Source organism: Sphingomonas sp. CFBP 13714, assembly GCF_014842205.1.
Lineage (GTDB): Bacteria > Pseudomonadota > Alphaproteobacteria > Sphingomonadales > Sphingomonadaceae > Sphingomonas > Sphingomonas aerolata.
This window is the reverse complement of the sequence record NZ_JACYVG010000007.1, coordinates 25,617-52,092: the sequence shown is the minus strand read 5'-3', so window position 1 is coordinate 52,092 and position 26,476 is coordinate 25,617. Positions and strand designations below refer to the sequence as shown.

Annotated in this window: 19 protein-coding genes; 12 read left to right on the top strand and 7 right to left on the bottom strand. The window is 67.8% G+C overall.

What is annotated here, in order from left to right:
• Positions 1-47: 47 nt before the first annotated feature.
• Positions 48-2,354 (bottom strand): glycoside hydrolase family 3 N-terminal domain-containing protein, encoded by a 2,307-nt coding sequence (locus tag IFT54_RS15785; RefSeq protein WP_446740678.1) that lies wholly within the window; start codon positions 2,352-2,354, stop codon positions 48-50.
• 164 nt (positions 2,355-2,518) lie between these two features.
• On the opposite strand from IFT54_RS15785, the gene IFT54_RS15780 reads away from it, so the two are divergent.
• The 7 genes from IFT54_RS15780 (at position 2,519) to IFT54_RS15750 (ending at position 13,398) form a co-directional block, all read left to right on the top strand.
• Positions 2,519-3,586 carry a LacI family DNA-binding transcriptional regulator gene (locus tag IFT54_RS15780; protein WP_192071332.1) on the top strand — a complete coding sequence of 356 codons (1,068 nt, stop codon included), beginning with the start codon at positions 2,519-2,521 and terminating at the stop codon, positions 3,584-3,586.
• Positions 3,583-6,648, top strand: coding sequence for a TonB-dependent receptor (locus IFT54_RS15775; protein WP_244649110.1), 3,066 nt, complete (start codon positions 3,583-3,585; stop codon positions 6,646-6,648). Before IFT54_RS15780 ends, IFT54_RS15775 begins: the two co-directional genes overlap by 4 nt.
• A 66-nt stretch (positions 6,649-6,714) precedes the next feature.
• Positions 6,715-8,169: a glucoamylase family protein gene (locus IFT54_RS15770; protein ID WP_192071331.1), complete on the top strand. Its 1,455-nt coding sequence runs from the start codon at positions 6,715-6,717 to the stop codon at positions 8,167-8,169.
• Positions 8,170-8,235: 66 nt separating this feature from the next.
• Entirely contained in the window at positions 8,236-9,135 is a 900-nt protein-coding gene (locus IFT54_RS15765; RefSeq protein WP_159511622.1) for a hydrogen peroxide-inducible genes activator, read from the top strand.
• 93 nt (positions 9,136-9,228) lie between these two features.
• Entirely contained in the window at positions 9,229-10,917 is a 1,689-nt protein-coding gene (locus IFT54_RS15760) for an ABC transporter ATP-binding protein (protein WP_192071330.1), read from the top strand.
• Positions 10,907-11,998, top strand: a complete 1,092-nt coding sequence (locus IFT54_RS15755; RefSeq protein WP_192071329.1) for an efflux RND transporter periplasmic adaptor subunit — start codon at positions 10,907-10,909, stop codon at positions 11,996-11,998. Before IFT54_RS15760 ends, IFT54_RS15755 begins: the two co-directional genes overlap by 11 nt.
• Positions 11,995-13,398, top strand: coding sequence for a TolC family protein (locus tag IFT54_RS15750; RefSeq protein ID WP_342354847.1), 1,404 nt, complete (start codon positions 11,995-11,997; stop codon positions 13,396-13,398). The genes IFT54_RS15755 and IFT54_RS15750 overlap by 4 nt, the downstream gene beginning before the upstream one ends.
• Before the next feature lie 16 nt (positions 13,399-13,414).
• Here the strand turns inward: IFT54_RS15750 and IFT54_RS15745 are convergent, their stop codons facing one another.
• The 4 genes from IFT54_RS15745 to IFT54_RS15730 all read right to left on the bottom strand — a co-directional run bounded on the left by IFT54_RS15745 (position 13,415) and on the right by IFT54_RS15730 (position 18,712).
• Entirely contained in the window at positions 13,415-15,283 is a 1,869-nt protein-coding gene (locus IFT54_RS15745; RefSeq protein WP_192071328.1) for a gamma-glutamyltransferase family protein, read from the bottom strand.
• An 83-nt stretch (positions 15,284-15,366) separates the two neighbouring features.
• Positions 15,367-16,539: an MFS transporter gene (locus tag IFT54_RS15740; RefSeq protein WP_192071427.1), complete on the bottom strand. Its 1,173-nt coding sequence runs from the start codon at positions 16,537-16,539 to the stop codon at positions 15,367-15,369.
• A gap of 137 nt (positions 16,540-16,676) precedes the next feature.
• Positions 16,677-18,038 carry an ATP-binding protein gene (locus tag IFT54_RS20930; RefSeq protein WP_192071327.1) on the bottom strand — a complete coding sequence of 454 codons (1,362 nt, stop codon included), beginning with the start codon at positions 18,036-18,038 and terminating at the stop codon, positions 16,677-16,679.
• Entirely contained in the window at positions 18,035-18,712 is a 678-nt protein-coding gene (locus IFT54_RS15730) for a response regulator (RefSeq protein ID WP_192071326.1), read from the bottom strand. Before IFT54_RS15730 ends, IFT54_RS20930 begins: the two co-directional genes overlap by 4 nt.
• A 149-nt stretch (positions 18,713-18,861) precedes the next feature.
• Here IFT54_RS15730 and IFT54_RS15725 point away from each other — a divergent pair, with 149 nt between their 5' ends.
• The 5 genes from IFT54_RS15725 (at position 18,862) to IFT54_RS15705 (ending at position 25,275) form a co-directional block, all read left to right on the top strand.
• Positions 18,862-20,157, top strand: coding sequence for a glycosyltransferase family 4 protein (locus IFT54_RS15725; RefSeq protein WP_192071325.1), 1,296 nt, complete (start codon positions 18,862-18,864; stop codon positions 20,155-20,157).
• A 68-nt stretch (positions 20,158-20,225) separates the two neighbouring features.
• Positions 20,226-21,155, top strand: a complete 930-nt coding sequence (locus IFT54_RS15720; RefSeq protein WP_192071324.1) for a lysylphosphatidylglycerol synthase domain-containing protein — start codon at positions 20,226-20,228, stop codon at positions 21,153-21,155.
• A gap of 55 nt (positions 21,156-21,210) precedes the next feature.
• Positions 21,211-22,008, top strand: coding sequence for a hypothetical protein (locus IFT54_RS15715; RefSeq protein WP_244649108.1), 798 nt, complete (start codon positions 21,211-21,213; stop codon positions 22,006-22,008).
• A gap of 87 nt (positions 22,009-22,095) precedes the next feature.
• The gene (locus IFT54_RS15710; protein ID WP_192071323.1) at positions 22,096-24,561 is read left to right on the top strand and encodes a S9 family peptidase; all 2,466 of its coding nucleotides are present in this window, start codon (positions 22,096-22,098) and stop codon (positions 24,559-24,561) included.
• 60 nt (positions 24,562-24,621) lie between these two features.
• Entirely contained in the window at positions 24,622-25,275 is a 654-nt protein-coding gene (locus IFT54_RS15705; RefSeq protein ID WP_192071322.1) for an SOS response-associated peptidase family protein, read from the top strand.
• Positions 25,276-25,378: 103 nt separating this feature from the next.
• Here the strand turns inward: IFT54_RS15705 and IFT54_RS15700 are convergent, their stop codons facing one another.
• A complete protein-coding gene (locus tag IFT54_RS15700; RefSeq protein ID WP_156360467.1) occupies positions 25,379-25,960 on the bottom strand; it encodes a hypothetical protein in 582 nt (193 codons plus the stop codon).
• Between the two features lie 12 nt (positions 25,961-25,972).
• Positions 25,973-26,395 carry a hypothetical protein gene (locus IFT54_RS15695; protein ID WP_244649106.1) on the bottom strand — a complete coding sequence of 141 codons (423 nt, stop codon included), beginning with the start codon at positions 26,393-26,395 and terminating at the stop codon, positions 25,973-25,975.
• Between the last annotated feature and the right edge of the window lie 81 nt (positions 26,396-26,476).

The following is a 26,476-nucleotide window of genomic DNA, read 5'->3' as shown; positions in this document are numbered from 1 at the left end:
GATCACGCGCGCCCGCACAAGGGGCGGCCTCACCGCATCGATGATCGTCAGACGAGCTGGAACTCCCCGGATACACCCTCCGCCTGTGCGGACGGCGCGATCCACAGGCAGAAGCGGCCCGGCTCGACCGTCGGCACGAGATCCTGGCCGATGAAGAGCAGGTCGTCGCGACGCAGCGTGAACGACACGACCTGCCGCTCGCCCGGTTTTAGCGCGACACGGCGAAACGCTTTGAGTTCGCGCACTGGGCGCGTCACGCTGGCCGCGAGATCGCGGATATAGAGCTGCACGACCTCTTCGGCGGCGCGGGTGCCGCTATTGGCGATCGTTGCGCGCACCGTCAGCGCGCCATCGGTCGACAGACGCGCAGTGCCGAGATCGAGCGACTCATAGTCGATCGCGCCATAGGTCAGGCCATGACCGAACGGGAACAGCGCGGCATTGGCGAATTCGCGGTAACGCGCCTTATATTCAAGCAACGGGCCCGGCGGGTTGGGCCGCCCGGTGTTCTTGTGGTCGTAATGATAGGGCTCCTGCCCCGTGGCATGCGGAAAGGAAACGGGCAGCCGCGCCGACGGCCCGGTCTTGCCGAACACAATGTCGGCGATCGCCGGCCCATCCTCCGATCCCAGAAACCAAGTGACGAGGATCGCCGGCGCCTTGAGCACCGCGTCGCTGAGCACCAGTGCACGGCCGGTACGCAGCAGCACGACGATCGGCGTGCCAGTCGCGGCCACCGCCTCGGCCAGCGCCATCTGTGCCGCGGGGATCACGATCGACGCCCGCGACTGCGCCTCGCCCGACATGCGCTGACTCTCGCCGACCGCCAGCAGGACGACATCGGCCGCGCGTGCGGCGGCCACGGCTGCGGCAATCCCGCCGGGGAGCGGATCGTCGATCCCCGACCCTGGCGTCACGCTGACCTGCGCCGGATCGGCCACTGCGGCCCGGATACCGGTCGCCAGATCGACCGCTTCGGCGTCGGTGCCGTACACGTTCCACGGACCGATCAGGTCGTGCTGCCCGGCCGCGAACGGGCCGATCAGCGCGATCCGCCGTCCCTGTCGCGGCAGCGGCAGCAATGCGCCCTCATTCTTCAGCAGGACGATCGACCGCGCCCCCGCATCGCGGGCCAGCGCCAGCGTCTCGCGCGTCCGAATCCGCGTCTTCTCGCAACGCGGGTCGATCCGCCGGAACGGATCGTCGAACAATCCGAGCGCGACCTTGAGTGCGAGGACGCGGCGGACCGCCTGGTCGAGCCGCGCCATCGGCACCTCGCCCGCCGCGACGAGCGCCGGCAGATGCGCGAGGTAAAACCCGCTTTGCATGCTCATGTCGACGCCGGCCATGAAGGCGAGCTTGGTCGCTTCGCGCGCATCCGTCGCAAAACCGTGCGCGATCAGCTCCTCGTCACCGGTATAGTCGGACACGACCAGCCCGCCAAAGCCCCATTCACGGCGCAGGATCTGCGTCAGCAGCCACGCATTCGCGGTCGCCGGAACGCCCGAAATCTCGTTGAACGCCGCCATCGTCGTCGCAGCGCCGGCGTCGAAGGCCGACTGGAACGGCGGAAAATACACCTCGCGCAGCGTACGCTCGGACACGTCCACCGTGTTGTAGTCGAGCCCGGCTTCGCCCGCGCCATAAGCCGCGAAATGCTTGGCGCAGGCCGCGACCGCGTCGGACGCCGCCAGTCCCCGCTCGCCCTGGAACCCGCGGACCCGCGCGGCCGCCATCATCCGGCCGAGCAGGACATCCTCGCCCGCCCCCTCGACACCACGGCCCCAACGCGCGTCGCGCGCGACATCGACCATCGGCGCGAACGTCCAGTCGATCCCCGATGCCGCCGCCTCGGCCCCCGCGGCCCGGGCGGTGCGCCGCGCAAGTTCGGGATCGAAGCTTGCCGCCTCTGCCAGCGGGACCGGAAACACGGTGCGCAGCCCGTGAATCACGTCGGCGGCGAACAGCAGCGGGATCTTCAACCGCGACTGGCGCATCGCAGCGGTCTGCATCCGCTGCGCCATCACCGCGCCATTGCCGTTGAACACCCCGCCCAGTCGCCCGGCGCGGACCGCTGAGAGCTGTTCGTCGAAACTCGACGACCCGCCCGCCGGGTTGAGCGCGGTCGCCGCCCCCCCCGCCCAAGCCGCCGCCATCAGCGTCAACTGCCCGGCCTTCTCGACGACGGTCATGCGCGCGAGCACGGCTTCGACCGATGCAGGCAGGGCACGCGCCTGCGCCGTCTGCTGCAGCAGCGCGCGCGCCGGGCTTGCTGCCCAGGCGGTGACGGCGCCCGCCCCCATGATCATCGCCCGTCGTGAAATCGTCCGTTGTGCCATCGTCGCCGCCGTCATCCGCTAACCCTTCGCCCGTGCCTGCTTCGACCGCCCGGCTCCACCGGGCTGATGATCGTTGCAAGGTTCTTGATCCCCGTTTCTGGATCATGTAACCGGTTACATCAAGAACAACATTTCCAGCCGCGAACGACGGCCGACACCAGAGGGGATCCTGACCAGCCATGTCGCACGCCACGATCCGTGATATTGCCCGTGAGGCGGCGGTGTCGGTGGCGACCGTGTCGCGCGCGATGAACGGGCTTGCCAGCGTCCGCCCCGAATTGCGCAAGCATATCGAGGAGGTCGCGACGCGGCTCGGCTATGTCCCGCATGCCGCGGCGCGACACCTGAGCTCGGCCCGTTCGGGCATGATCGGCGTGGTGATCCCCGATCTTCACGGCGAATTCTTCTCCGAACTGCTGCGCGGCATGGACCGCGAGGCGTCGGAGCGCGGGCTGTACCTGATGCTGATGAGGATGCACGGCGACGCGGCGCGCGGTGTGGCGGCGCTGAACGCGATGCGCGGTCGGGTCGACGGGCTGCTGGTGATGGCCCCTCAGGTCGCGGCGGACGAGCTGCTCGCGCACCTGCCACGCGACATGCCCGCGGTGCTGCTGAACTGTGCGCCGGGACAACTCGGCCGCGCCGAACTGCGTATCGACAACGCCGCCGGTGCCGCCGCTATCGTCGAGCATCTCATCGCGATCGGCCGCCGCCGGCTGGTCCATATCACTGGCCCCGAGGGAAATATCGATGCGGAGGAACGGTGTCGCGGCGCGCGCGACGCCTGCGCGCGTGCGGGCGTCATGCTGCGCATCCTGCCGGGGGACTTCAACGAACCCTCGGGCATCGCCGCCGCCGCGACCCTTCTCGACGAGGGGTGCGACGCGGATGCGATCTTCGCCGCGAACGACATGATGGCGATCGGCGCGATGATGACGCTGAAACGGGCCGGGATTGCCGTTCCGGAGCAGATTGCGATCGCCGGTTTTGACGACATCCCGCTCGCCCGGCTCATCACGCCGTCGCTGACCACCGCGAGCATCGATATCGCGGCCTTCGGTGCGCGCGGCGTCGCACGGCTGGCAGGCGCGATTTCCGGGCAGGACGATGGCCTGCCCGAGCAGCGCATCCCGGTCGTCGTCATCCGTGAATCGACCGGCCAGCCCGACCCGGCACGAACCAACGCATTTCTATCCACAATCCACAACGAGACACCCGATCAATCGGGAACAGGGGAACGACCATGACCAAGATGATGTTGCGTGCGGCAGCGCTTTCGCTGACGGCGCTGTCCGGCGGGGTGCTGTTCGCCCCCGCGCCGGCAGCCGCCCAGGTCGGCCAGGCGTCGCTACGCGGCACGATCACCGCGCCGGCGGACAATCCGATCGTCGAAGTCACCGCGGTCGAGGTCGCGACCGGCCTGCGTCGCACCGTGCCCGCCGACGCCGGTGGCGGCTACAACTTCGCGTCGCTGCGCGCAGGCACCTATCGCCTCGAAATCAAGCAGCGCACCGGTACGCGCAATTCCGACAGCTTCACGCTGCGCGTCGGGCAGAGCGCCGGGCTCGACCTCGACCTGTCGAGCGCCGCGACGCCCCCCGCCACGCAGCCGGCCACGCCCGGTGCCGAACCCGATCCGACGGCGGACACCGGGGCGACTCCGGCCGCCGGCGGCACGGGCGACGAGATCGTCGTCACCGGCAACCGGATCCGCTCGCTGTCGGGCGGCCAGGTCGGCAGCAACATCACGCAGCGCCTGATCGAGCAACTGCCGCAGAACAACCGCAACTTCCTTGCCTTCGCCGATCTCGCACCGGGCGTCCGCTTCATCGAGGACGCCAGCGGCGCGTCGCGCATCCAGGGCGGCGGCCAGGACAGCCGCACCGTGAACGTCTTCGTCGATGGCGTCAGCCAGAAGGATTACGTCCTCAAGAACGGCATCACCGGCCAGGATTCGTCGCCCGGCAACCCCTTCCCGCAGCTCGGCATCGGCGAATATCAGGTGCTGTCGTCCAACTACAAGGCGGAGTTCGACCAGGTCAGCTCGGTCGCGATCACCGCGGTGACCAAGTCGGGCACGAACGAATTCCACGGCGAGGGCTTCTTCGACTACACCAACCAGAAGCTGCGCGACCGTCGCCCGAGCGAGATTTTCCCGACCACGATTCCGAAGGTGGACACGAGCAACAAGCAGTTCGGCGCGGCCCTGGGCGGCCCGATCATTAAGGACAAGGCGCACTTCTTCTTCACCTATGAAGGCAAGCGCATCACCAGCCCGTACGACGTGCGACCCGAGAACGGCTATCCGGTCGCGTCGATCCCCGAACAATATCGGGACGATTTCGGCACCTTCGCGCAGCGGTTCAAGGAAGACCTGTATTTCGGCAAGATCGATATCGTGCCGACGGACAATGATCTGATCGAGCTGTCGGGCAAATATCGCAACGAATCCGGGTTGCAGAACGCGACGGGTATCAACGGCGCGAGCACGTCAACGCTGAACAAGGTCGTCGACAAGCGCGGCCTGCTGCGTTGGCAGCATACGGGCAATACGTGGATCAACGACGCGCGCGTCTCGTATGAGGATGTGGTCTTCTCGCCGACGCCCGCGACCGACGGCATCACGCAATTCTTCCAGGCGACGCAGCGGATCGGCAGCGGCACGCAGCGCACCGATCTGCTTCGCGCCGGCGCCGGCGGCAACTTCCAGACCAAGGGGCAAAAGGGCTGGACCGTCCAGGACGATTTCACCTTCACCGGCCTTCAGGGGCACACGATCAAGGTCGGCGCCAAGGCGAAATGGGTGAAGCTCAACACGCGCGAGCAGAACCTGACCAACCCGCAATATACCTATGACGTCAACGCGATCCCCGGCGTCGCCTTCAACGACACGCTGCCCTACCAGCTCCAGTTCGGCGCCGCCGTCGCGGCGGGCAATCCCAACGTCCGGTCGAACAATTTCCAGATCGGTTTCTATGCGCAGGATGATTGGGACGTCACCGATCACCTGACGCTCAATCTTGGCCTGCGCTGGGATTATGAGCGGACGCCGGCCTATCTCGATTATGCCACCTCGGCAGAGAATGTCGCAGCAGTGTCACCCGCCAATTACGGCAACCTCATTGGCGCCGACTACGACATCAACGACTATATCTCGACGGGCAACAACCGGAAGGCGTTCAAGGGCGCTTGGCAGCCGCGTCTGGGATTCACCTATCGCTTCGACGAAGCCGGACGCTTCTCGATGTTCGGCGGCTATGGCCGTTCCTATGATCGCAACCAGTTCGACTTCCTGCAGCAGGAGGTCAGCCAGGGCGCCTATCAGGTCCGCACGTTCAACTTCATCGGCAATGATTCACTCAACCCCTGTGTACCCAGCCAGACCTGTATCGCATGGGATCCGGTCTATCTGACCGAGGCCGGACGTCAGCAGCTGGCAACCTCGGCGAGCGGCGGCGGCCGCGCGATCGTCATGATGAACAACGACCTGAAGCTGCCCTATTCGGACCAGTTCAGCCTTGGTCTGCGCGGCCGCTTCTCGCCGGTCGAACTCGAGCTGGGCTTCACGCATATCGAGAGCAATGACGGGTTTGCATTCCTGCTCGGCAACCGCCGCCCCGATGGAAGCTTCTTCTTCAACGATCCGGCCAACCCGACCGACGTGCCGCAGTCGCCGTTCTCCTTCTCGCCGAACGGCTTCGGGTCGATCATTCTCGGCACCAATGGCCTGAAGACCAATTCCGATGCGGTCTATTTCAAGCTGACCAAGACCTATTCGGCGGCCTCGCCGTGGAGCATCGACGCAACCTACACCTACACGCAGGCCGACGAGAACCGGCAGTTCGGCGAAACCTATTCGCTCGATTTCGCCCAGCTCTCCGATTATCCGACCTTGCGCTCGTCGGGCGTGCCGCGCCACCGGTTCGTCATTGCGGGCAGCGTCGATACACCGATCGGGGTGACGATCTCGACCAAGTTCCAGATCGAATCGCCGATCTATCTCAAGGCGTTCATCGACAATTCGGATCCGTTCTCGCGGACGCTGGTCGGGCGCGAGGCCGATGGCCTTGGCGATCTCTGGGGTCGCCGACAGCTCGATTTCGCGTTCACGAAATATATCCCGCTCGGCTTCATCTCCGATCAGACCAGGATCCGCATGCGGCTCGATATTCTGAACGTGATGAACGACCGCAATTACGTCGATTTCAACAATAGCCCGCTCGACCCGAATTACGGTCGGCGGTCGACCTACAGCACGGGCGGCAACGCACCGCGCACGGTCAAATTGTCGGCGGGTTTCTCCTTCTGACCTGCCCCGGGGGACGTGGCTCAGCCACGCCCCCGCTTTTTTTGAAGACCAGACCCGAAGGACATCATGATCGATCGCAGGCAGATGCTGGGCCACAGCACGCTCGGCCTGGCGGGACTCATGGCCGGTTGCGCCGCGCCGTTCCGCCCCAGTGCGCCCCTCCCCAGCGCGGCCCTACCCCGCCCCGGGACCATCGCCACGCCGATGCCGAGCGCGTTGCTCGCCGACCTCCATCACCGCAGCTTCCGCTATTTCTGGGACACGACCGATCCCGTCACGGGTCTTGCACCCGATCGTTGGCCCACACCGTCCTTCGCGTCGATCGCCGCGGTCGGCTTCGCGCTCACCGCCTATCCGATCGGAGTCGAGAATGGCTGGATCACGCGCGACCAGGCGCGCGCGCGGACCCTGGCCACGCTCGAATTCTTCGCGGCCGCCCCGCAGGGCGACAGCCGTAGCGACGACAGCGGCTTCAAGGGCCTGTTCTACCATTTCCTCGGCCGGACCAAGGGTCACCGCTTCGCGCGGGCTGAACTGTCGACGATCGACACTGCGCTGCTGATCGGCGGCGTGCTGTTCGCACAGAGCTGGTTCGATACCGAGCATCCGGGCGACGTCCGGATCCGTGCGCTGGCAGACCAGCTCTATGCCGCGATCGACTGGACCTGGATCACCCCGCGTGCGCCGTTCATGGCGATGGGCTGGCACCCCGAAAGCGGCTTCATCCCGCATGACTGGAACATCTACAACGAAGGCCTGCTGCTCTATATCCTCGCGCTCGGCTCGCCGACGCACGCGCTGCCGGCAGAGAGCTGGGATGCGTGGACGAGCCGGTTCGACGCGCAGTGGGGCGACCGCTGGGGCGGCGAGCCGCACGTCCAGTTTCCCGCGCTGTTCATCCATCAGTACAGCCATTGCTGGATCGACTTTCGCGGCATTCGCGACCGCTACATGACGGCGAAGGGCATCGATTATTTCGAGAACAGCCGCCGCGCGGTCCGCGCGCAGCGCGCCTATGCGATCGCCAACCCCGAAGGCTGGGTAGGCTATGGCCCCGACGTCTGGGGGCTGACCGCATGCGACGGCCCCGGCGATTTCGCCACCGACATCGGTGGCCGCCGCCGCGAATTCTTCAGCTATGCGGCCCGCGGCGTCGGCGACCGGGACGACGGGACGCTGGCCCCGACCGCGGCGGCGGCATCGATCGCGTTCGAACCAGAATTGTCGCGCCGCGCGATCGAGACGATGCACGCCCGCTACGGCGCCCGCATCTACGGCAAATACGGCTTTCTCGATTCGTTCAACCCGACGCTGACGGCCACGTCGGTGCCGCTCAAGCATGGCAGCGTCGATCCCGCTGCGGGCTGGGTGGACGACGATTATCTGGGCATCGACCAGGGCGCGATCGTGGTCATGATGGAGAATTGGCGCACGGGCCTCGTCTGGACGACCATGCGCCGCAATCCGCATATCCGCCGCGGCTTGCAGCGCGCGGGGTTTACCGGGGGCTGGCTGACCTGATCGCAGCACCGGGCGATGACGCGATAACAGGTGCGCACGGCCGGCTCGGGCGCGATAGGATGACGCATGCATCGCCCCAGGACCACCATCCGCCAGCTCAGCTATTTCGTCGCGCTCGCCGAAAACGGCAGCTTCACCCGCGCGGCCGAACGGATGGGCGTGTCCCAGCCGTCGCTCTCGCAACAGATCCGCGCGCTCGAGACGATTCTCGGTGCGCCGCTCTTTGAGCGCGGCGGGCCTGCGATCCCGACGCCGCTCGGCCGCGAGCTTCTCGAGCGCGCGCGTCGGATCCTGTTCGACCTCGCGGACCTGGAGGAGGTGCGCGTCGCTTCGGCGGACGCGCTGGTCGGGACGATCCGGCTGGGCGTATCGCCAACGCTAGGCGCCTATCTGCTGCCGACCTTCGTCGCGCGTCTGCACCGTGACCATCCGACGCTGCGCATTCATGTCCGCGAAGGCCTGCCCTCCGCGCTGACCGCGGGACTCGCGGCGGGTGACCACGACCTGATCCTCGCGCAGCTCCCGGTCGCGGGGCGCGGGTTCCACACCGAGCGTCTGTTCCGTGAGGCGCTGTATCTGGCGATGGCGGCGGACCATCCGCTGAGCCCCAAGGCTGGAATCGAGATGGCCGATCTGCGCGGCCAGAACCTGCTGACGCTCGTCGCGGACTATCGCCTCGCGCAACAGGTCGCCGCGATCGCCGGCGAAGTCGGCGCGGTCGTGCTCAATGATTATGAGGGCACCAGTCTCGACGCGATCCGGCAGATGGCCGGGATGGGCATGGGGCTGGCATTGCTGCCCGAGCTCTATGTCCGCCAGGAAGTGCGCGACGGTGGCGACGTCATCGTGCGGCCGTTCAGCCATGGCCGACAATATCGCGAGATCGGACTGCTGTGGCGCATCGGCGCAGGCCGTGCCCCCGCCTATCACCTGATCGCCGACCTGTTGCGCGCGGTTGGCCCATAGGTTTATCCTATCGATGATATAGCCGCCCCGTAGTTGTATCAATAAGGCTGTGCGGCGATTCTAATTGCGGACTCGAGCAGTTGGATGACGCAGGTGGCAGGCAAACGAATCGGATGGCGTGAAGCGCGCGGCTGGCTGGGTGAGATCGTCGGACCCGATACGCCCTATCTCCGCCTCGCGATGGTGTACGGCGTCGCGATCAGCCTGTTGTCGCTCGCCACGCCGATCTCGGTGCAGCTGCTGATCAACAGCGTCGCCAACACCGCGCTGCCCGCACCGCTCTGGACGCTGGCCGGGCTGTTGCTCGTGCTGCTGCTGTTCGTGGCCGGGCTCAGCGCGATGCGCTTCTGGGTCATGGCGCTGTTCGAACGGCGCTTTTTCGCGCGCGTCGTCGCCGAAATCACCGAACGCGCCGTCCACGCGCAGAACCCCTTCTTCGCCGATCAGAATCGCGGCGACCTGTTCAACCGCTATTTCGATCTCGTCGTGGTGCAGAAGGCGGTGCCGAGCCTGGTGATCGGGGCGTTCACGATCATCCTCCAGTCCGCGGTCGGGCTGGTCGTGACGAGTTTCTACCACCCCTTCTTCCTCGCGTTCAACGCGCTGCTGATCCTGCTGGTGCTCGCGATCTGGACGATCTGGTCGCGCGGATCGATCCGGTCCGCGGTCGCGCTCAGCCACGCCAAGCATGAGGCCGCCCGCTGGCTCGAAAGCCTGGGCGGATCGAACGGTTTCTACAAATCGAGCCGTCATCTCGATTTCGCGATGGATCGGTCCGAAGCCGTCACTGCCACCTATGTCGACCGCCACGAACGCTATTTCCGCTACAGCTTCGCGCAGACCGTCGCCTTCCTGCTGCTCTATGCCTTTGCCAGTGCGGCGCTGCTAGCGCTCGGCGGCAATCTGATCCTGCGCGGCGAACTGTCGATCGGACAGCTGGTCGCGGCCGAGCTGATCCTGAGCGGCGTGTTTTACGGCGTGTCGCAGCTCGGCTGGTATCTCGACACGCTCTATGATCTGATCGCGAGCGCGGAGGAATTGTCGCTGCTGTTCGCGATTCCCCAGGAACAGGCGGCCGCCACCGCGGGACAGGCGCCCGGCGATGGTGCCGTCCGGCTCGAGGCGGTCGAGGTGGAGGGTGCGCGCTTCGACTTCTCGCTGGCGGCGGGCGAACAGCTCGTCACGCTGGCGGATGGCGGGGCGGAACGGCTGCTGGCGATGGTGCTCAAGCGCCACATCGTGCCCGAGCGCGGGCTGGTCACGGTCGGTGGCGCCGACATGGCGACGTTCGACATGTATCTGTTGCGATCGGCGGTGATGGTGCTCGACCGGCCGACGATCGTCGAGGTCACGATCCGCGAATATTTGTCGCTTGCCGCAGCGGCTGGGTCGGACCCGGGCGGGATGCTCGAAGTCCTCGACGCCGTGGGCCTGCGCGAACGCGTTGCGCAGTTCCCGCACGGGCTCGACACCCCGTTAGCCGCGTCGGGCTATCCGCTGGCGATCGGCGAGGTCGTCGCGCTCAAGCTTGCCAGCGCGCTGCTCGTGCGACCACGCGTGCTGATGCTCTCGCAGCTGTGCGACCTGATCCCCGCGGAGCGGCTGGCGGACGTGCTGCGCCGGCTGAAGGCGGCCGGGACGACCACCTTGCTGTGCACCGGCCGGCCCGAAGACATCGTCCTCGATGGCTGGTTCCGGCTCGAACCGCATCGCCAGCGACGCTTCGCCACCCATGCCGCGCTGATCGCCGACGCGCATACGGAGTCGAACGATGCCGTATAGTCCCGATCGCGTCGCACATTTCCCGACACTGGCGAAGATGCGCGCGCCGCGCAGCGCGGTGACGGTCGCGTGGCTGCTGTTTATCGGCATCGTGGTCGCGGTCGCGATCATGGCGCTGGTCCCCTGGGTGCAGACCGCCAACGGCACCGGCCAGGTCGTCGCGCTCGATCCCGACGATCGCCAGCAGCAGGTGACGGCGTTCGTGCCGGGCCGCGTCGAACGCTGGTACGTGCATGACGGACAGCATGTCGAACGCGGCGATCCGATCGCCCGCGTCGTCGATCTCGACCCCGATCTGCTGTCACGTCTGCGCGCCGAGCGCGCGCAGGTCGAGGCGGAGATCGCCGCGGTCCAGCAAAGCCGCGCGGTCGCCGGCATCGACGTGTCGCGTACTGCGCAGCTCTTCGCCGAGGGGCTGGCGGCACGGCGCGATTATGAGCAGACCCAGATCAAGGTCGCCGATGCAGGCGCCAAGCTGGCCGAGGCGCGCGCCAAGCTCAACCGGATCGACATCCAGCTCAACCGCCAGTCCGCTCAGATGGTCCGCGCACCCCGCGACGGTCGCGTCCAGCAGCTCAACGCCACGACCGGCGGATCGATGGTGTCGCCCGGCACGGTGCTCGCGGTTATCGCCCCCGAGCGCGTCGAGCGTGCGGTCGAACTGTTCGTCGACGGTCGGGACGTGCCCGTGCTGCGTCCCGGCCGACCGGTCCGCCTCGAATTCGAGGGCTGGCCCGCGATCCAGTTCAGCGGCTGGCCATCGGTTGCACAGGGCATGTTCGACGGCCGCGTCCGCACGATCGATCCCAATGCCGCGCCAGACGGGCTGTTCCGCATCCTGGTCGAGCCCCAGCCCGGCAAGCCCGCCTGGCCCGCGCGCGAATTCGTCCGCCCCGGCGGCAAGGTGCGCGGCTGGGTCCAGGGCGAGACGGTGCTGGTCGGTTATGAACTCTGGCGCCAGCTCAACGACTTTCCGCTCGAATTCGGCCGGCGTCCGGCCGCGGCAGCCTATGGCGCAGCAAAGGGCGAGGCCAAGGGCATGGACGCGAAGGCCTCCGACGAGGAGGGCGGCAAGAAGTGACCCGGTTCTTCGCCGCACTGCTAATGCTGCTGTCCCCGGTGGCAGCGATCGCGCAGGCCGCCCCACTGACACTCGACGAGGTGCTAGGTGCCTCCGCGCGGTCCGCCCCGCAGATCGTCGAGGCACTCGCGCGCGTCCGCCAGGCGGAGGGGCGATCGCTGTCGGCGGACGGCGCGTTCGACACGGTGTTCGACGTCGACGGCAAGTCGCGCGTCGCGGGCTATTATGACGGCACGGTGGTCGAGAGCCGAGTGACCCGGCCGCTGACGACCAATGGCGGCTATGTCTATGGCGGCTACCGCGCGTCGCGAGGCACTTTTCCGGTCTATGAGGATCAGGCCTATACCAACCGGCTGGGCGAGGCGAAGGTCGGCGCGCTGTTCGCCTTGCTGCGCGACCGCGTGGTCGACGAACGCCGGACGCGGCGCAGCGTCGCCGGCGCGGACATCGACGTCGCGCGGTTCGAAGCCCAGATGGTCGCGATCGGCGTCCAGCGCCGCGCGGTCGACGCCTATCAGGCCTGGGTCGCCGCAGGGTTGCGACTGCGTGCCTATCGCGACCTCCTCGATCTGGCGGAACGGCGGCGCGGCGCGATCGGGCGGCTGGTGACGCTGGGTGCACGACCCGAGATCCTGTTGACCGAAAACGACCAGAACCTTGTCCGCCGGCGCGCGCTCGTCGTGCGCGCCGAACAGGATATCGCCACCGCCGCCAACACGCTGTCACTCTATCTGCGCGACGATGCGGGGGCGCCGCTGCTCGTATCACCCGACCGGCTGCCCGCGGACATGAGCGCGCTTGCCGGCGTCGCGCCGACCGGATCGAGCGCGGCAGCGGTCACGCGGCCGGACTACCGGGCGATCCTGACCCGGATCGACCAGTCGACCGCGCGGCTGATGCTGGCGGAAAACGATCTGTCGCCCCGGCTCGACCTGCGCGGTGAAGTCGGCAAGGATGTCGGCCCGGTCGGTCTGGGCGGACCGAACCGCACGCCGCTCGAAGCGGCGGTCGGCTTCCGCTTCAGCGTCCCGCTTCAGAATCGCGCCGCCAAGGGACGCGTGGCCGAAGCCCGCGCCGAGATCGACGCACTGGCACAGCGCAGTCGCTTCCTGCGCGACCAGATCGCGATCGAGGTCGAGGGAATCGTCATCGCGGTCGGCGCGACCGAACGGCTCGCCGGGATCGCGGAGGAGGAACGCAGCCTGGCCGACCGGCTCGCGGTCGCCGAACGCCGCCGCTTCGAGCTGGGATCGGGCGACTTCTTCCTGGTCAACCAGCGCGAGGAGACCGCGACCGATGCGCGCGTCCGCCTGATCGACGCGCAGGCCCGCATCGCCTCCGCGCGCGCCGAACTCGCCGCCGCGACGGCCGACCGTGTCGCACTGGGGCTGGACCGCTAGGCCAGCCCCGCCCTGCTCAATAGGCGAGCGCGCACCCATCGGCGCGCATCTCGCTCGCCGCGGCATAGACGCGGGTGTCGCCGTCCATCCGGTGCTCGACGCATTCGTAGCGCCCGAAGCCGCCATCGGGATCGCCGATCGTCCAGCCCATGTCGGCCAGCCGCTTGCGCGTCGCGACCGGCACCCCGGTCTCGAGGCGAAGCAGCCCAGTGGGCCCGAGCCCCGGCGAATCCTCGCCCATCGATTGCGACGATCCCTCGTGATGCCAGCGCGGCGAATCCCCTGCCGACTGGATCTCGAGCCCGTAGTCGACGCGGTTGACGATGATCTGCGTCTGCCCCTGCGGCTGCATGTCGCCGCCCATCACCCCGAAGCTCATCCACGGCGCGCCCTTGCGCGTCGCGAAGCCCGGGATGATCGTCTGGAACGGCCGCTTGCCCGGCGCATAGATGTTGGGGTGACCGTCCTTCAGGCTGAACAACTGCCCGCGATCCTGGAACATGAAGCCGAGGCCATCGGCGACGAGGCCCGATCCCATCCCGCGGAAGTTGGACTGGATCATCGACACCATCATGCCGTCCTTGTCCGCGCAGCTGAAATAGGTGGTGTCGCCGTGGCTCGGGGCCTGGCCCGGATAGACCGGGGTAAGCAGCCGGTCGGGCCGGATCAGCTTGGCGCGCTGTGCGGCATAGTCCTTCGAGATCAGCCACTCGACGGGCACCTTGGCGAAGTGCGGATCGGCATAGTATCGCGCGCGATCCTCATAGGCGAGGCGCTTGGCCTCGGCCTGCAAGTGGATCGACAGCGCGGACTGGAAGCCTGCGCCCTTCAGGTCGAACCGTTCGAGGATGTTGAGCATCTGGAGCGTCGCCAGCCCCTGCGTGTTCGCGCCGAGCGCGTGGACGGTGGTGCCGCGATAGTCCGTCGTGCTGGGCGCGATCCATTCCGAATGGTGCGCGGCGAGATCCGCCGCCGACAGCCACCCGCCGATCCGCTTGAAATAGCGTTCGATCGTCTGCGCGATGTCGCCCTCATAGAACGCATCGCGTCCACCGCTCGCGATCGCGCGATAGGTGCGTGCGAGGTCGGGATTGCGGAACACGCCCCCCGCCGCCGGCCCCTTGCCGTCCGCCAGCCCATAGGTGCGCAGCGCATTGGCGGACTCCTCCAGCCCGTTCCCCGGACGGCGGAACGCGGTGAGGCTGCGGCGGATATAATAAGCGATGATGTCGGGCACCGGCGCGCCCGCTTCGGCGAGCGCGATCGCGGGCTGGAACAGGTCCGCCCAGGGCAGCTTTCCGTAGCGCTGGTGCATCGTCCACCACGCGTCGACCGTCCCCGGCACCGACACGCTGAGCGCGCCGAGCGGCGGCAGTGCGTCGTTCCTGGCGCGCGACCGCACCGTTTCCAGGCTCAGGCCGCGCGGCGATGCACCCGACCCGGCGAGGCCGACCACCGCCTTGGCCTTGGGATCCCAGATCATCGCATAGGCATCCCCGCCAATCCCGCTCGACGTCGGCTCGAGAAAGCCGAGGCACGCGTTGATCGCGATCGCCGCATCGACCGCCGACCCGCCCGACCGCAGGATGTCGATTCCCGCCTGCGTCGCGAGCGGGTGCGCGGTCCCCGCCGCGCCGTTGAGCCCATAGACCGCGGTGCGCGACGCGAAGCTCGCGCCGATCGGCCGGTCGCCGGCATGGACGTCGGGGCGCAAGAAGCGCTCCTCGCCGGGCGCCCAGAATGTAGGATTGATATCCGTCGCGGGTGCTGCCCCCTGACCCGGGCCGGGGGCGGGGTCGGTGCTGGCTGTACCGCGCTGCGCAGTAGCGAGTGTCGGAAGCATCGCAGCCGCCGGCAGCGATGCGATGAAGGTGCGACGATGCATTGGCGAACTCCCAGGACCCGGCATGGTTGTTGCCCGCAGGGGCGATCGGCGCAAGTGGCTGAAATCGGAGGCGCGTCGACGGATCAGCGCCGGCGTCCGGCCGCGACGACCTGAAGCAGCAGCGCCGCCGCGGACAAGGCCGCGCCCAGGCCCGTGACCGCGACCCAGCCGTCCATGTGCCATGCCCAGGTCGCGCCGGCCGATCCCGCCGCGCCGCCGAGGAACATCGCCCCCATGAAGATCGTGTTGAGCCGGGCGCGGGCCTCGGGCCGCAGGGCGTAAACGACATGCTGGTTGGAGACGAGCGCGCTCTGCACACCGAAATCGAGCAGGATCACGCCGACCACCAGTCCGGCAATCGAACTCCACAGCGCAAAGACCGCCCAGCTTGCCAGCGTCAGCACGGCCCCGAGCAGGATCACCAGCCTGGGACCGCGGCGGTCGGCGATACGCCCGGCGACCGGCGCGGCGAGCACGCCGACCGCGCCGACCACCCCGAACAGACCCGCAATATCCGCCCCCAGACCGAAGCGCGGGCTCTGCAGATGGAGTGCGAGCATCGTCCAGAACACGCTGAACGCGCCGAACAGCAGCGCCTGCGTGATGGCCGCCTTGCGCAGCGTGCCGAACTCCCGCCAAAGACCGCCGAGCGACCGCAACAGCCCTGCATAACCGAGATCCGCGGTCGGGACGCTGCGCGGCAGCCGCATCGCCATCACCACCCCCGCGCCGAGCGCCATCGGCACGCCCAGCCAGAACATCGCCCGCCATCCGGCATGCGTCGCGACGAAACCCGCCAGCGTCCGGCTGAGCAGGATGCCGCACAACAGCCCCGCCATGACCGTCCCGACCGTTGCACCGCGTCGTTCCGGGCTTGCGAGATGCGCGGCGAACGGCACGACCTGTTGCGCGACGGTCGACAATATCCCGACGAGCAGCGACGCGGCGATCAGCATCGCCGCGCTCGGGGCGATCGCGGCGAGGATCAGGGCCGCGGCCAGCCCCAGGAACTGCACGACGATCAGGCGCCGGCGTTCGACCAGGTCGCCGAGCGGCACCAGCAGGAACAGCCCCGCGGCATAGCCAAGCTGGGTCGCGGTCGGCACCAGGCTGGTCGCGGCCCCGGGCAGGTCGCGCTCGATGATCCCCAGCATCGGCTGGTTGTAATAGATGTTGGCGACGGCAACGCCGGCCGCCGCGGCCATCACGAACGTCAGCCCCCGACCGAGATGGTGCCCGCTCGACGGGCCTGGCATCGACGCATCCGGCTCCAAGGGGCCACGGTCGTCCGCAATACTCGTCATACCAAATTCCTCTGCGACCGCGTGCCCGCTATGTGGACCATAGTGCAATGCCCGATAAGAGCGCGTCAGTGGCGAAGATGGGCTCGCGATCAGCGGCGGATCAATGCGGCGCGGAAGGTAATCGCGAACCGGGTCCGCCCCGGCTGCGACGCGAGCACCACCCGCGTCGCGTGCGCCTCCGCGACCTGGGCGACGATCGCCAGGCCCAGCCCGCTGCTGGCAGATGCGGCACGATCGCGTTTCCAGAAACGGCGAAAGATCGACGGCTGATCCGCCTCGGGGATGCCGGGGCCGTCGTCGCAGACCGCCAGCGTGCCGTCTGTCCCGATCGTCACGTCGATCCGACGGCCAGGCCCGCTATGCTTGACCGCATTCTCGATCAGGCAGCCCAGCGCCTTGGCGATCCAGGCCGCATGGCCCGCGACCATCACGCTGTCCGCCCTCGTCGACAGCGCGATCGACTTGCCCTGGCGGATCGCCAGCGGTGCGATCGAGGCCACGCCGTCGGTCGCGATCGCGACGAGATCGACCGATGCCGCGGTATCCAGCGCGACGGTTTCGAGCTCGGCGATCTCCAGCACCTGCTCGACGATGCGGCCGAGCGTGTCGAGATCGCTGCGCAGCGTCGCCCGCAACGCGGCATCCTCGACCTCCTCGACACGAAGCCTGGCCACCGCGATCGGTGTGCGCAGTTCGTGCGCCGCATCGGCGATGAAGTCGCGCTGCATGCGGTAGCTCGACGTCAGACGCTCCAGCAGCGCATTGACCGCGCGCGCAAGTGGACGCACCTCGGCCGGAAGCCGGTCGTCATGCAGCCGCAGATCGAGCGGCAGCGCATCGTCCGTCCGCAGTGATGCGGAGGCTTGCCGTACCGGCGCGACCGCACGCCGGATGATCAGCACGTCGATCGCCAGCAGCAGCAGCAGGACCGGCGTCACGATCGCCAGGCCGTAGAGCAGGAACTGCGCGAGCAGGTCGTCGAGAATATAGTCCGGGTGGGTCAGGTTCTGCAGGACGACGATCCAGACGCGTGCGCTTCCGACGCGCGCCGGACTGCTGGCGCCGGCATAGAAGGCGTGCCGCGACTGCCGGCGGAAGAAGCGCTCCTCGTCGCTCAGCGGGATGGCCGCGAGCGGCACCATGATCGGCGAGTCCGACCGGAACAGGACCGCACCCCGCGGATCGACGATGCGGAATGCAAAGCCCGCACCCGGCGCGAACACCGCGGCGCTGGTCCCGTCCTGGGTCAGGTGCAACCGGCCGCGCGCGTCCTGCGACAGCGCCTGGCGCAGGGCCTGGGTATGGACGTGGACCGTCTGATGCTGGATCCGCGCCGCCGTCGTGTCGAGAAACAGATAGACCCCGCCGGCCACCGCGACGGCGGTGATCAGCACTGCGATCGCGTGCCAGCGCAGGATCTGCGCCATTAATGATCGTGGCGGCCGCGTCACGCGTCCCGCTCCAGCAGCATGTAACCGACCCCTCGGACCGTAACGATATCCGCGGTCGCCTGCGACTCCGCCAGACGACGCCGCAGCCGGTGGACATAGACCTCGACTGCATTCGACCCGAGATCGTCGGCAAGCCCGAACAGCAGCTGTTCGAGATGCTGCTTGGTCACCACCCGGCTCGCGCGGCGGATCAGCCCGGCGAGCACCTCCAGTTCGCGCGCCGACAAAACGGTCGGCCGGCCGGCAACGGAGACCTCGCGCGTTGCCGGATCGAACCGGACATTGCCGCAATCGATCGTCCGGTCGACGATCGTGCCGCTGCGCCGGAGCAGCGCCTGGATGCGGGCGAGCAGTTCCTCGGGCGCGAACGGCTTGGCGAGATAGTCGTCGGCCCCCGCCTCAAGCCCGGTCACGCGGTGTGCGACGCTCGCCCGCGCGGTCAGCGCGATGACCGGCGTGGGATCGTCGCGGTCGCGCAATTCGCGCACGACCGACAGGCCATCGCCGTCCGGCAGCCCGAGATCGAGGATGACCGCGGCATAGCGCGTATAGGACAGGATCAGCCGTGCATCGGCGGCCGTCGCGGTCGCGTCCGCGGCATAGCCCGCCTCGCCGAGCAGCCGGATCAGCATCGTGACCAGATCGGCATGATCCTCGACGATCAGGATCCGCATCGACGCTCCCCGGTCGGGCTGCCCGGATCGCACCGCCCGCGCCCATCGCCGCCTGTAAGGCTGGCGTAAGCCGGACGGGATAGGCCGACCGATCCTCGATCCCGATCGATGTCGCGCGATGCGCCGTCAGCAAAAATCAGAGTGTCTCCATGTCCGATATCCTTGGCCCGTTCGAACGGCTTGCAGCGACCCGCGCCGCGGTGTCCCGCGACCGTGCGGCGCCTGACCAGCCGCGCCGGGTCGCCCTGTTCTCGGGCAACTACAACTATCTGCGCGACGGCGCCAACCAAGCGCTCAACCGCCTCGTCGGGTATCTCGAGCGCGACGGCGTCGACGTTCGGGTCTATTCACCGACATCGCCCCGCCCCGCCTTTGCCCCCACGGGCACATTGGTGTCGGTCCCGTCGGTCAGCATTCCAGGTCGCGGCGAGTATCGGCTGGGGCTCGGATTGCCGGCGGGCGTGCGGCGCGATGTCGAACGTTTCCGCCCCGACATCGTCCACCTGTCCGCCCCCGACTGGACCGGCGTTGCGGCGCAGCGGCTGGCGCGGACGATGGGCGTCCCGATCGTCGCCAGCCTGCACACGCGGTTCGAGACCTATGCGCAATTCTATGGTGCGGGATTGATCCGGCCAATGTTGGAACGGCATCTCGACCGGTTCTACACCGGCAGCGCCGCGATCCTCGTGCCCACCCCTCCCATCGCCGCCGAGTTTTCCGCCAAGGGGCTTGGCGAGCGGACACGTCTCTGGGGTCGCGGAGTCGATCGCGACGCTTTCTCCCCGCGCCACCGCGACCTGGCCTGGCGCCGGCACACGGGCATCGCCGACACCGACATCGTCCTGCTCTTCTTCGGCCGGCTGGTCCGCGAGAAGGGACCGGCGCTGTTCGCCGACATCATCGACGCGGTTCGCACGGGTAGCGGAGATATGTGCGGATCATCCGCCACGATCCGGGCGGTGGTCGTCGGCGACGGGCCCGAACGGGACTGGCTGGCGCGGCGACTGCCCGACGCGATCCTCCTCGGCAGCCTGTCGGGCGACAGGCTGGCCCGCGCGGTCGCCAGCGCGGATATCTTCGTCAATCCGAGCATTACCGAAGCCTTTGGCAACGTAACGTTGGAAGCGATGGCATCGGGATTGCCGAGCGTGTGCGTCGACATCCCCAGCGGACGCAACCTGCTGCGCAAGGAAACGGGCATGTTCTTCGCCGCGAACGATCTCGATGCGGCGGTTGCCGCGGTTCGCCGTCTTGCGCTGTTCTCGGCTCTGCGCGCTTCGATGGGTCGGGCCGCACGCGCGGCAAGCGCGGCCTACGACTGGGACACGGCGTCGGCGATGGTCCTCGACGCCTATCGTGCGCTGTTGGGGACGGACACGGTGTCGGCAACCGCCGATCCGGGTGCCGCGTCGGCACTCCGGCGGAACCGGTCGGCCGCGGGCTGAGCGTCGTGACAGAACAGCGCCGCGCCCGGGCGCCGTCAGGATGGCGCCGCCGCCTGTCATCGTCGTCGGTGCGAACGGCAGCCGCCGCCGCGATGCTCGCCGTCGTCGCGATCGCCCTGTCGGCGCTCGCGAGCCTGCTCGACGGGGTCGACTGGTCCGACGTCCGCGACGCGCTCACGCGGATCGGCTGGGTCCGGCTGCTGCTCGCGGCCGGGATCACCGCAACCAGCTACGGCGTGCTGACCGGCTATGACGTGATCGCGCTGCGGGTCATCGGGCGACGGGTTGCCTATCCCCGGGCGGCGCTCGCCTCGTTCACCAGCTATGTCTTCAGCCATAATTTCGGGTTCGCGCTGTTGACCGGCGGAACCGCGCGGTGGCGGATCTACCGGCCCGCAGGGCTGACGATCGGCGAAGTCGGCCATGTCATGGTGCTGACCGGCCTGACCTTCTGGTCCGGGGTGCTCCTGCTGCTGGGGATCGGGCTGATCGCCAGTCCCGACAAGCTGGCGATTGCCGGCATTGCGATGTCCTACCCGGTCCACGCCGCGATCGGCACGGCGAGCCTTGCCCTGCTGGGCGTGGTGCTGATCCTGCTCCACCGGCGTGGCGGTCGGATGATCGTCGCATTCGGCCGCTCGATCCCCGTGCCTCGCACGCGGCAGGCGCTGATCCAGATGATGCTGGCGAGCATCGATCTCGTCCTCGCGGCGCTGGTCTTGATCGTCCTGCTGCCCGGCGCGTCGCTTGCCCTGCTTCCCGGCCTGTTGCTCGGCTATTTGGTGGCGATCACGACGGGACTCATCACCCACGCGCCGGGCGGCGTGGGCGTGTTCGAAGCGGTGATGCTGGCAAGCCTTCCCGAGATCGACCGCGCGACGCTGTTCGCCGCCTTGCTCGCCTATCGGATGGTCTATTTCCTGATCCCGCTCGCCATCGGGATGGTGCTGTTCGCGCTTCATGAAGTCGACCTGCGGGCCCGCGTAAGGTCGGCGTAAGTCGGCGCGGCGATGAGCGCATGTCCTCATGCTCCAGCCACCGGAACCCGTCACCATGATCATCCGCGCGCGGCCCTGTGCCCCGTTCTCCCTCGCAGCGTTCTGCGCCCCCGCCCTCCTTGCCGCCAGCACCGGCGCTGTCGCGCAGACGCGATCGGCAGAGGCCCAGCCGGTGCCGGGCGCGACCGCGATTGCGGGGGCGACGTCCGCGGCGATCCCCGCCATCCCCGAACCGATGATCTTCGACATGGTGCGGCCACTCGGCGCACGGCGCGGCGAGCTCGAGACCAACACGCTCGCCCAGGTCAATCTCAGCGGACCGTCGCGCCATGTCGAATGGGCGCCCGAGGTCGAATATGCGGTCGCCGACGGCTTTGCGGTCGAGCTCGAGCTGCCGTTCACCAATGGCCGGCTGACCGATCTCAAAATGGGGCTGCAGGGGACGTTCGGCACGTTTCGCGGCGGACGCAGCATCCATGGCGTCCAGTATCTCGGGCTTCACAATCGCCGCGATGGGGGCTGGTCGAGCAGCCTGGTCTATCTGCTCGGCAACCGCTTCGGCGAACGGTTGAGCACGATGACGATGATCGGCGCGGGCGACGTGACGCTCAGGAGCACGAAGGGCACCGGGCTGATCGTCAATCACTCGACATTCTGGGATGTCGATGACGGCACCGTGCTCGGGTTCGAGGTGAACCGGCAGACGGGGGCGAGCGGCCATTGGCTCCTGATGCCACAGCTGCACCGCGCGATCGGGCGGAAGGTCTCGGCGCAGATCGGTGCGGGCGCCGAACGGGCCGTGTCGGGTCCATTCCGACCGCGCGTCGGCCTGCGCATCATCCGCGAATTCTGAGGTGCCAGCTGCCACGCAGGCCGGGGCCGCTGGTGCCGGCCCGCCCGACATGCCACACCCCTGACATATCAGAACAAGGGGTTATGAATGCGCGCCAGTGCCTGTTTGATCGCTCTCCTCCTCGTCACCACGACCGCTTTACCCGGCGCGGTGGTCTCCGGCGCCAGCGCGCAGACACCGGGCACGCCCTATCACCGCGCGCCCGATGCGATCGCGCGGGCGCTGGAGACGCCGCCGACCCCAGGCGTCTCGGTCAGCCCCGACCACCGGACGCTCGCGATCCTCGGTCGCGAGAATCTCCCGTTGATCGCCAATCTGTCCAAACCGATCCTGCGGCTCGGTGGCTATCGCATCGATCCCGCGACCAACGGCCAGGCCGAGGTCCGCGTGCAGTGGCTGAACGCGCTGCAGTTCAAGGATCTGGCGAGCGGCAAGACCATTAATGTCGCGCTGCCTGCCGGACTGCGCTTTGCCGCACCCGACTGGTCGCCCGACGGCACCCGCCTCGCCTTCTACGCGCAGCAGCCCGACGGTCTCTCGCTGTGGATCGCCGCGTGTGACGGCAGCGCGCGCATGGTGGCCAAGGGCCTGAACGGGACGTTCGGCACGCCGTTCACCTGGATGCCCGACAGCACGGCGCTGATCGCCTACACCGTCCCCGCGAACCGCGGCCCCTCGCCCGTCGCCGGCGACACGCCGACGGGGCCCGTCGTCCAGGAAAGCGCCGGCCGATCGTCGGCGGCGCGCACCTATGAAGACCTGCTCGGCGATGCGCACGACGAGGCCCTGTTCGATCATTATTTCACCGGCCAGCTCGTCAGGATCGCGCTGTCGGGTGCCACCCGACCGATCGGGGCACCCGGGCTCATCACCGAGTTCAGCGTCTCGCCCGACGGTCGGTATCTGCTGACCGAACGGCTCAAGCGCCCCTATTCCTATCTGCTGCCCGCGCGCTATTTCCCGACCGAGATCGCCGTCGCGACGATCGATGGCCAGCCGGTACGGACGCTGGTCGATCGCCCGCTCGCCGACGATCTTCCGGTCGACTTCGACTTCGCCGTCAAGGGACCGCGCGAGGCGATGTGGCGATCCGACGCCCCCGCCACGCTCGTCTGGGCCGAGGCGCTCGACGGCGGCAATCCGCGTGCGAAGGTCGCCTTCCACGACGTGGTCAAGATGCAGGCGGCACCGTTCGAAGCGGCGCCGGTCGATCTGGCAATGACCCCGGCGCGCTATGCGACGACCTTCTGGGGCGATGACGGCTTCGCGATGGTCGTCGATCGCGAATGGCGGTCGCGGACCGAACACCGGCTTGCGGTCGCACCGGCGCGACCGGGCCAGGCGCGGACGCTGCTGACCCGCAATTATCAGGACCAATATGGCGACCCGGGTCGGCCGGTCGTCGAATCGAACGCCGCGGGCAAACCGGTGATGCGCTTCACCCCGGACCATAAAGCCGTCTACGTCACTGGCGACGGTGCGACCAAGCCGGGCGCCTTCCCCTTCCTCGCGACGCTGCCGCTTACAGGCGGCGAACAGACGCGGCTATGGTCCGCCAAGCCGCCCTATTACGAAACCGTCGTCGCGATGCTCGACGATACCGGGCAGCGCATCCTCACGCGCCGCGAAAGCGCAAAGCTCGCCCCCAATTACGTCGTGCGCAGCGTCAGGGGCGGCAGCGCCAAGCCGGTCACCGCGTTCGCCGATCCTGCCCCGGTGTTCGCGGGCGTGACGCAGCGCACGATCACCTATCCCCGCGCCGACGGGCTTGCACTGTCGGGGTCGCTCTACCTGCCCGCGGGCTATGACGCGAAGCGCGACGGGCCGCTGCCGACCTTGCTCTGGGCCTACCCCGCCGAATTCACCGATGCGAAGGTCGCCGGGCAGACCGTCGACCAGGGCAATCGCTTCGTGCGCCCGCGCGGCATCAGCCACCTGTTCCTGCTGACCCAGGGCTATGCGATCCTCGACAATCCGGCGATGCCGATCATCGGCGAAGGCGGCACGGAGGCGAACGACACCTACGTCAAGCAACTCCAGCAGGATGCGCAGGCGGCGGTCGATGCCGTCGTCAAGCTCGGGGTCGCCGACCGGACCCGCATGGCGGTCGGCGGGCACAGCTATGGCGCGTTCATGACCGCCAATCTGCTCGCGCATACCGATCTCTTCCGCGCAGGCATCGCCCGGTCTGGCGCGTATAACCGCACGCTGACCCCGTTCGGGTTCCAGGCCGAACAGCGGACCTATTGGCAGGCGACGCCGACCTATACCGAGATGAGCCCTTTCACCTATGCCGACCGGATCAAGGCCCCGATCCTGCTGATCCACGGCGGCGCGGACGACAATAGCGGCACCTTCCCGATCCAGTCCGAACGCATGTACGCTGCGCTCAAGGGCAATGGTGCGACCGTGCGCTACGTCGTCCTGCCGAACGAGCCGCACGGCTATCGCGCGCTCGAGTCCACCGAAGAGACGCTGTGGCAGATGACGGACTGGCTGGACCGCTACGTGAAGCCGAAGCCGGCGCCGGAGACGGCGGAGCACCGGCCATGACCGGCCGTTGCTCCTTTCCACGGGCTTGCGCGACGGCCGGTCGCATCGCATCGGCACCCCATGTGTAATCGCGCGCGGTTCGAGGGCGAGCCCGAAACCCTGACCCAGGTCTTTGGCGCGGGCTGGCTGACGCCAAGGCCGATGGATAACCGGTTCAATCCGACCGAGCTCTACCCCAAAAGCCGCGCCTATGTGATCCGCGAGCAGGACGGGGCCCGCGGGCTCGACGTGATGCAGTGGGACGTGACCGCCGGGCAGGCGCCATGGCCGATGACCAACGTCCGCAACCTCGCGCTGCCGCAGTGGAAAGCCCTTGCCGCGAACCCCGAGAACCGGTGCCTGATCCCGCTCACCGAATTCTGCGAATGGACGCCCGACCCCGTTGATCGCGGCGACGGGAAAAAGCCGATGAAGGGCGAGATGTGGTTCGACGTCATCGACCAGGACGTGTTCGCGATCGCCGGATTCTGGCGCCAGATTGGCGAGCAGCGGTATTTCGCGATGGTCACCTGCGACGCGAACGAACTGGTCGCGCCGATCCACCCCAAGGCGATGATCACCATCCTGCATCCGGACGATCACGCGCTCTGGCTCACCGGTCGCTACGACGACGTCGTCGCACTGCAGCGCCCCTATCCCGCCAGCCGGATGACCGTGCGCGGCCCCGTCTTTCCGACCCGCACCGCCGCACCGATGGGCCGCACCCTGCTATAAGCGTCGAACCACCCGGCGCGGCATCGGGCCGCGCGCCGACGCCAAGCGGCAATCACCCGCAATCATGGTCAGGCGGGCGGCGTACCGCCCGCCTGACCGATCGTCACTTGGGGGCGGACGGCGCGGCGGGCGCGACCGTGGTGGCGACAGGCGTCGCTGCGATCGGCGCACCCGGCGAAGCCACCGTCGCGGCCGGGGATTTCATCGTCTGGCGGATGAACACGGTCTGGTTGATCTGTTCGAACGCCGTCTGATAGACCGACACGTCGTAGATCGGCTCTTCGTCCTGCGCCCCCGAGCCATAGACGGTCGATTTGACTTTCCCCATGACGAAGCTCAGCCGCACATGCGTCGTCGACGGGCTGGTCTGCTCGATAAAGGCCGAGACGATCGGCGTCTTCTTCGATTTACCGAAACCGGTCCACAGGCTGTACGACATCTTGCCCTTGGTCGAGGCGATACCGGTGATCAGCCCGGTGTCCTTGTCGGCGGCCTGGATACGATAGCCCGAATCCTGCAGCACCGACATGACGGCGCCGAACACCTGATCCTTGCTCGCCTCGATATCCCGACCCTGCAGCTGCTGCAGTTCGAGCGACGACATGACGACCGGCTTTTTTGCAAGGACGACAGACGCGTCGAGGCATGCACCCGCCATGGCGAGCGCTACAAAAAGCTTCTTCATTGATATTCCCCCTTAGAACGAACTGCTGCGGCTTTGGAAATCGCTGACGACCTTGTTCGCGTCGAACTTGATCACGAGTGTCATGGCGCGCGACGACTGGCTCGACCGCGACTTCTTGTTGCTGAACCCCAGACCGCCCAGCCCCGCGGCGCCGCCGCCACCACCGCCGCCGAACAGGCCAATCGAAAACCCCGATGTCTTGTCGTAAGACACCGTGGCATGGCGGTCATAGACCCACATTTCCTGTCCGGAACCATCGATAGTGGTAATGTTCGGCCCGCCAAACGCCTCGATGATCTGTGCCTGCGTCGTGGTGCCGACCTTCAGGTTCATCTGCACCATGCCGTGCGTCAGCGTGTTCGGATCATCCTTCGCCAAAGCCCCTGCTGGAACCGTCGCCGCAAATGCCGCAGCCAGAATGATTGCTCGAATCATAGATCCCCCCGTAATATCCCGCGCTTATCACTGTTGTTTGTGTGCGAGAAGGTGGAGCCGGAGGCAATAGATCGATATCTG

Excerpts from the sequence above, each read along its gene's own strand:
- IFT54_RS15785 (WP_446740678.1), bottom strand. The coding sequence starts at position 2,354 with ATGACGGCGGCGACGATGGCACAACGGACGATTTCACGACGGGCGATG.
- IFT54_RS15780 (WP_192071332.1), top strand. The coding sequence starts at position 2,519 with ATGTCGCACGCCACGATCCGTGATATTGCCCGTGAGGCGGCGGTGTCG.
- IFT54_RS15775 (WP_244649110.1), top strand. The coding sequence starts at position 3,583 with ATGACCAAGATGATGTTGCGTGCGGCAGCGCTTTCGCTGACGGCGCTG.
- IFT54_RS15770 (WP_192071331.1), top strand. The coding sequence starts at position 6,715 with ATGATCGATCGCAGGCAGATGCTGGGCCACAGCACGCTCGGCCTGGCG.
- IFT54_RS15765 (WP_159511622.1), top strand. The coding sequence starts at position 8,236 with ATGCATCGCCCCAGGACCACCATCCGCCAGCTCAGCTATTTCGTCGCG.
- IFT54_RS15755 (WP_192071329.1), top strand. The coding sequence starts at position 10,907 with ATGCCGTATAGTCCCGATCGCGTCGCACATTTCCCGACACTGGCGAAG.
- IFT54_RS15745 (WP_192071328.1), bottom strand. The coding sequence starts at position 15,283 with ATGCATCGTCGCACCTTCATCGCATCGCTGCCGGCGGCTGCGATGCTT.
- IFT54_RS15740 (WP_192071427.1), bottom strand. The coding sequence starts at position 16,539 with ATGCCAGGCCCGTCGAGCGGGCACCATCTCGGTCGGGGGCTGACGTTC.
- IFT54_RS15730 (WP_192071326.1), bottom strand. The coding sequence starts at position 18,712 with ATGCGGATCCTGATCGTCGAGGATCATGCCGATCTGGTCACGATGCTG.
- IFT54_RS15725 (WP_192071325.1), top strand. The coding sequence starts at position 18,862 with ATGTCCGATATCCTTGGCCCGTTCGAACGGCTTGCAGCGACCCGCGCC.
- IFT54_RS15715 (WP_244649108.1), top strand. The coding sequence starts at position 21,211 with ATGATCATCCGCGCGCGGCCCTGTGCCCCGTTCTCCCTCGCAGCGTTC.
- IFT54_RS15710 (WP_192071323.1), top strand. The coding sequence starts at position 22,096 with ATGCGCGCCAGTGCCTGTTTGATCGCTCTCCTCCTCGTCACCACGACC.
- IFT54_RS15705 (WP_192071322.1), top strand. The coding sequence starts at position 24,622 with ATGTGTAATCGCGCGCGGTTCGAGGGCGAGCCCGAAACCCTGACCCAG.
- IFT54_RS15700 (WP_156360467.1), bottom strand. The coding sequence starts at position 25,960 with ATGAAGAAGCTTTTTGTAGCGCTCGCCATGGCGGGTGCATGCCTCGAC.
- IFT54_RS15695 (WP_244649106.1), bottom strand. The coding sequence starts at position 26,395 with ATGATTCGAGCAATCATTCTGGCTGCGGCATTTGCGGCGACGGTTCCA.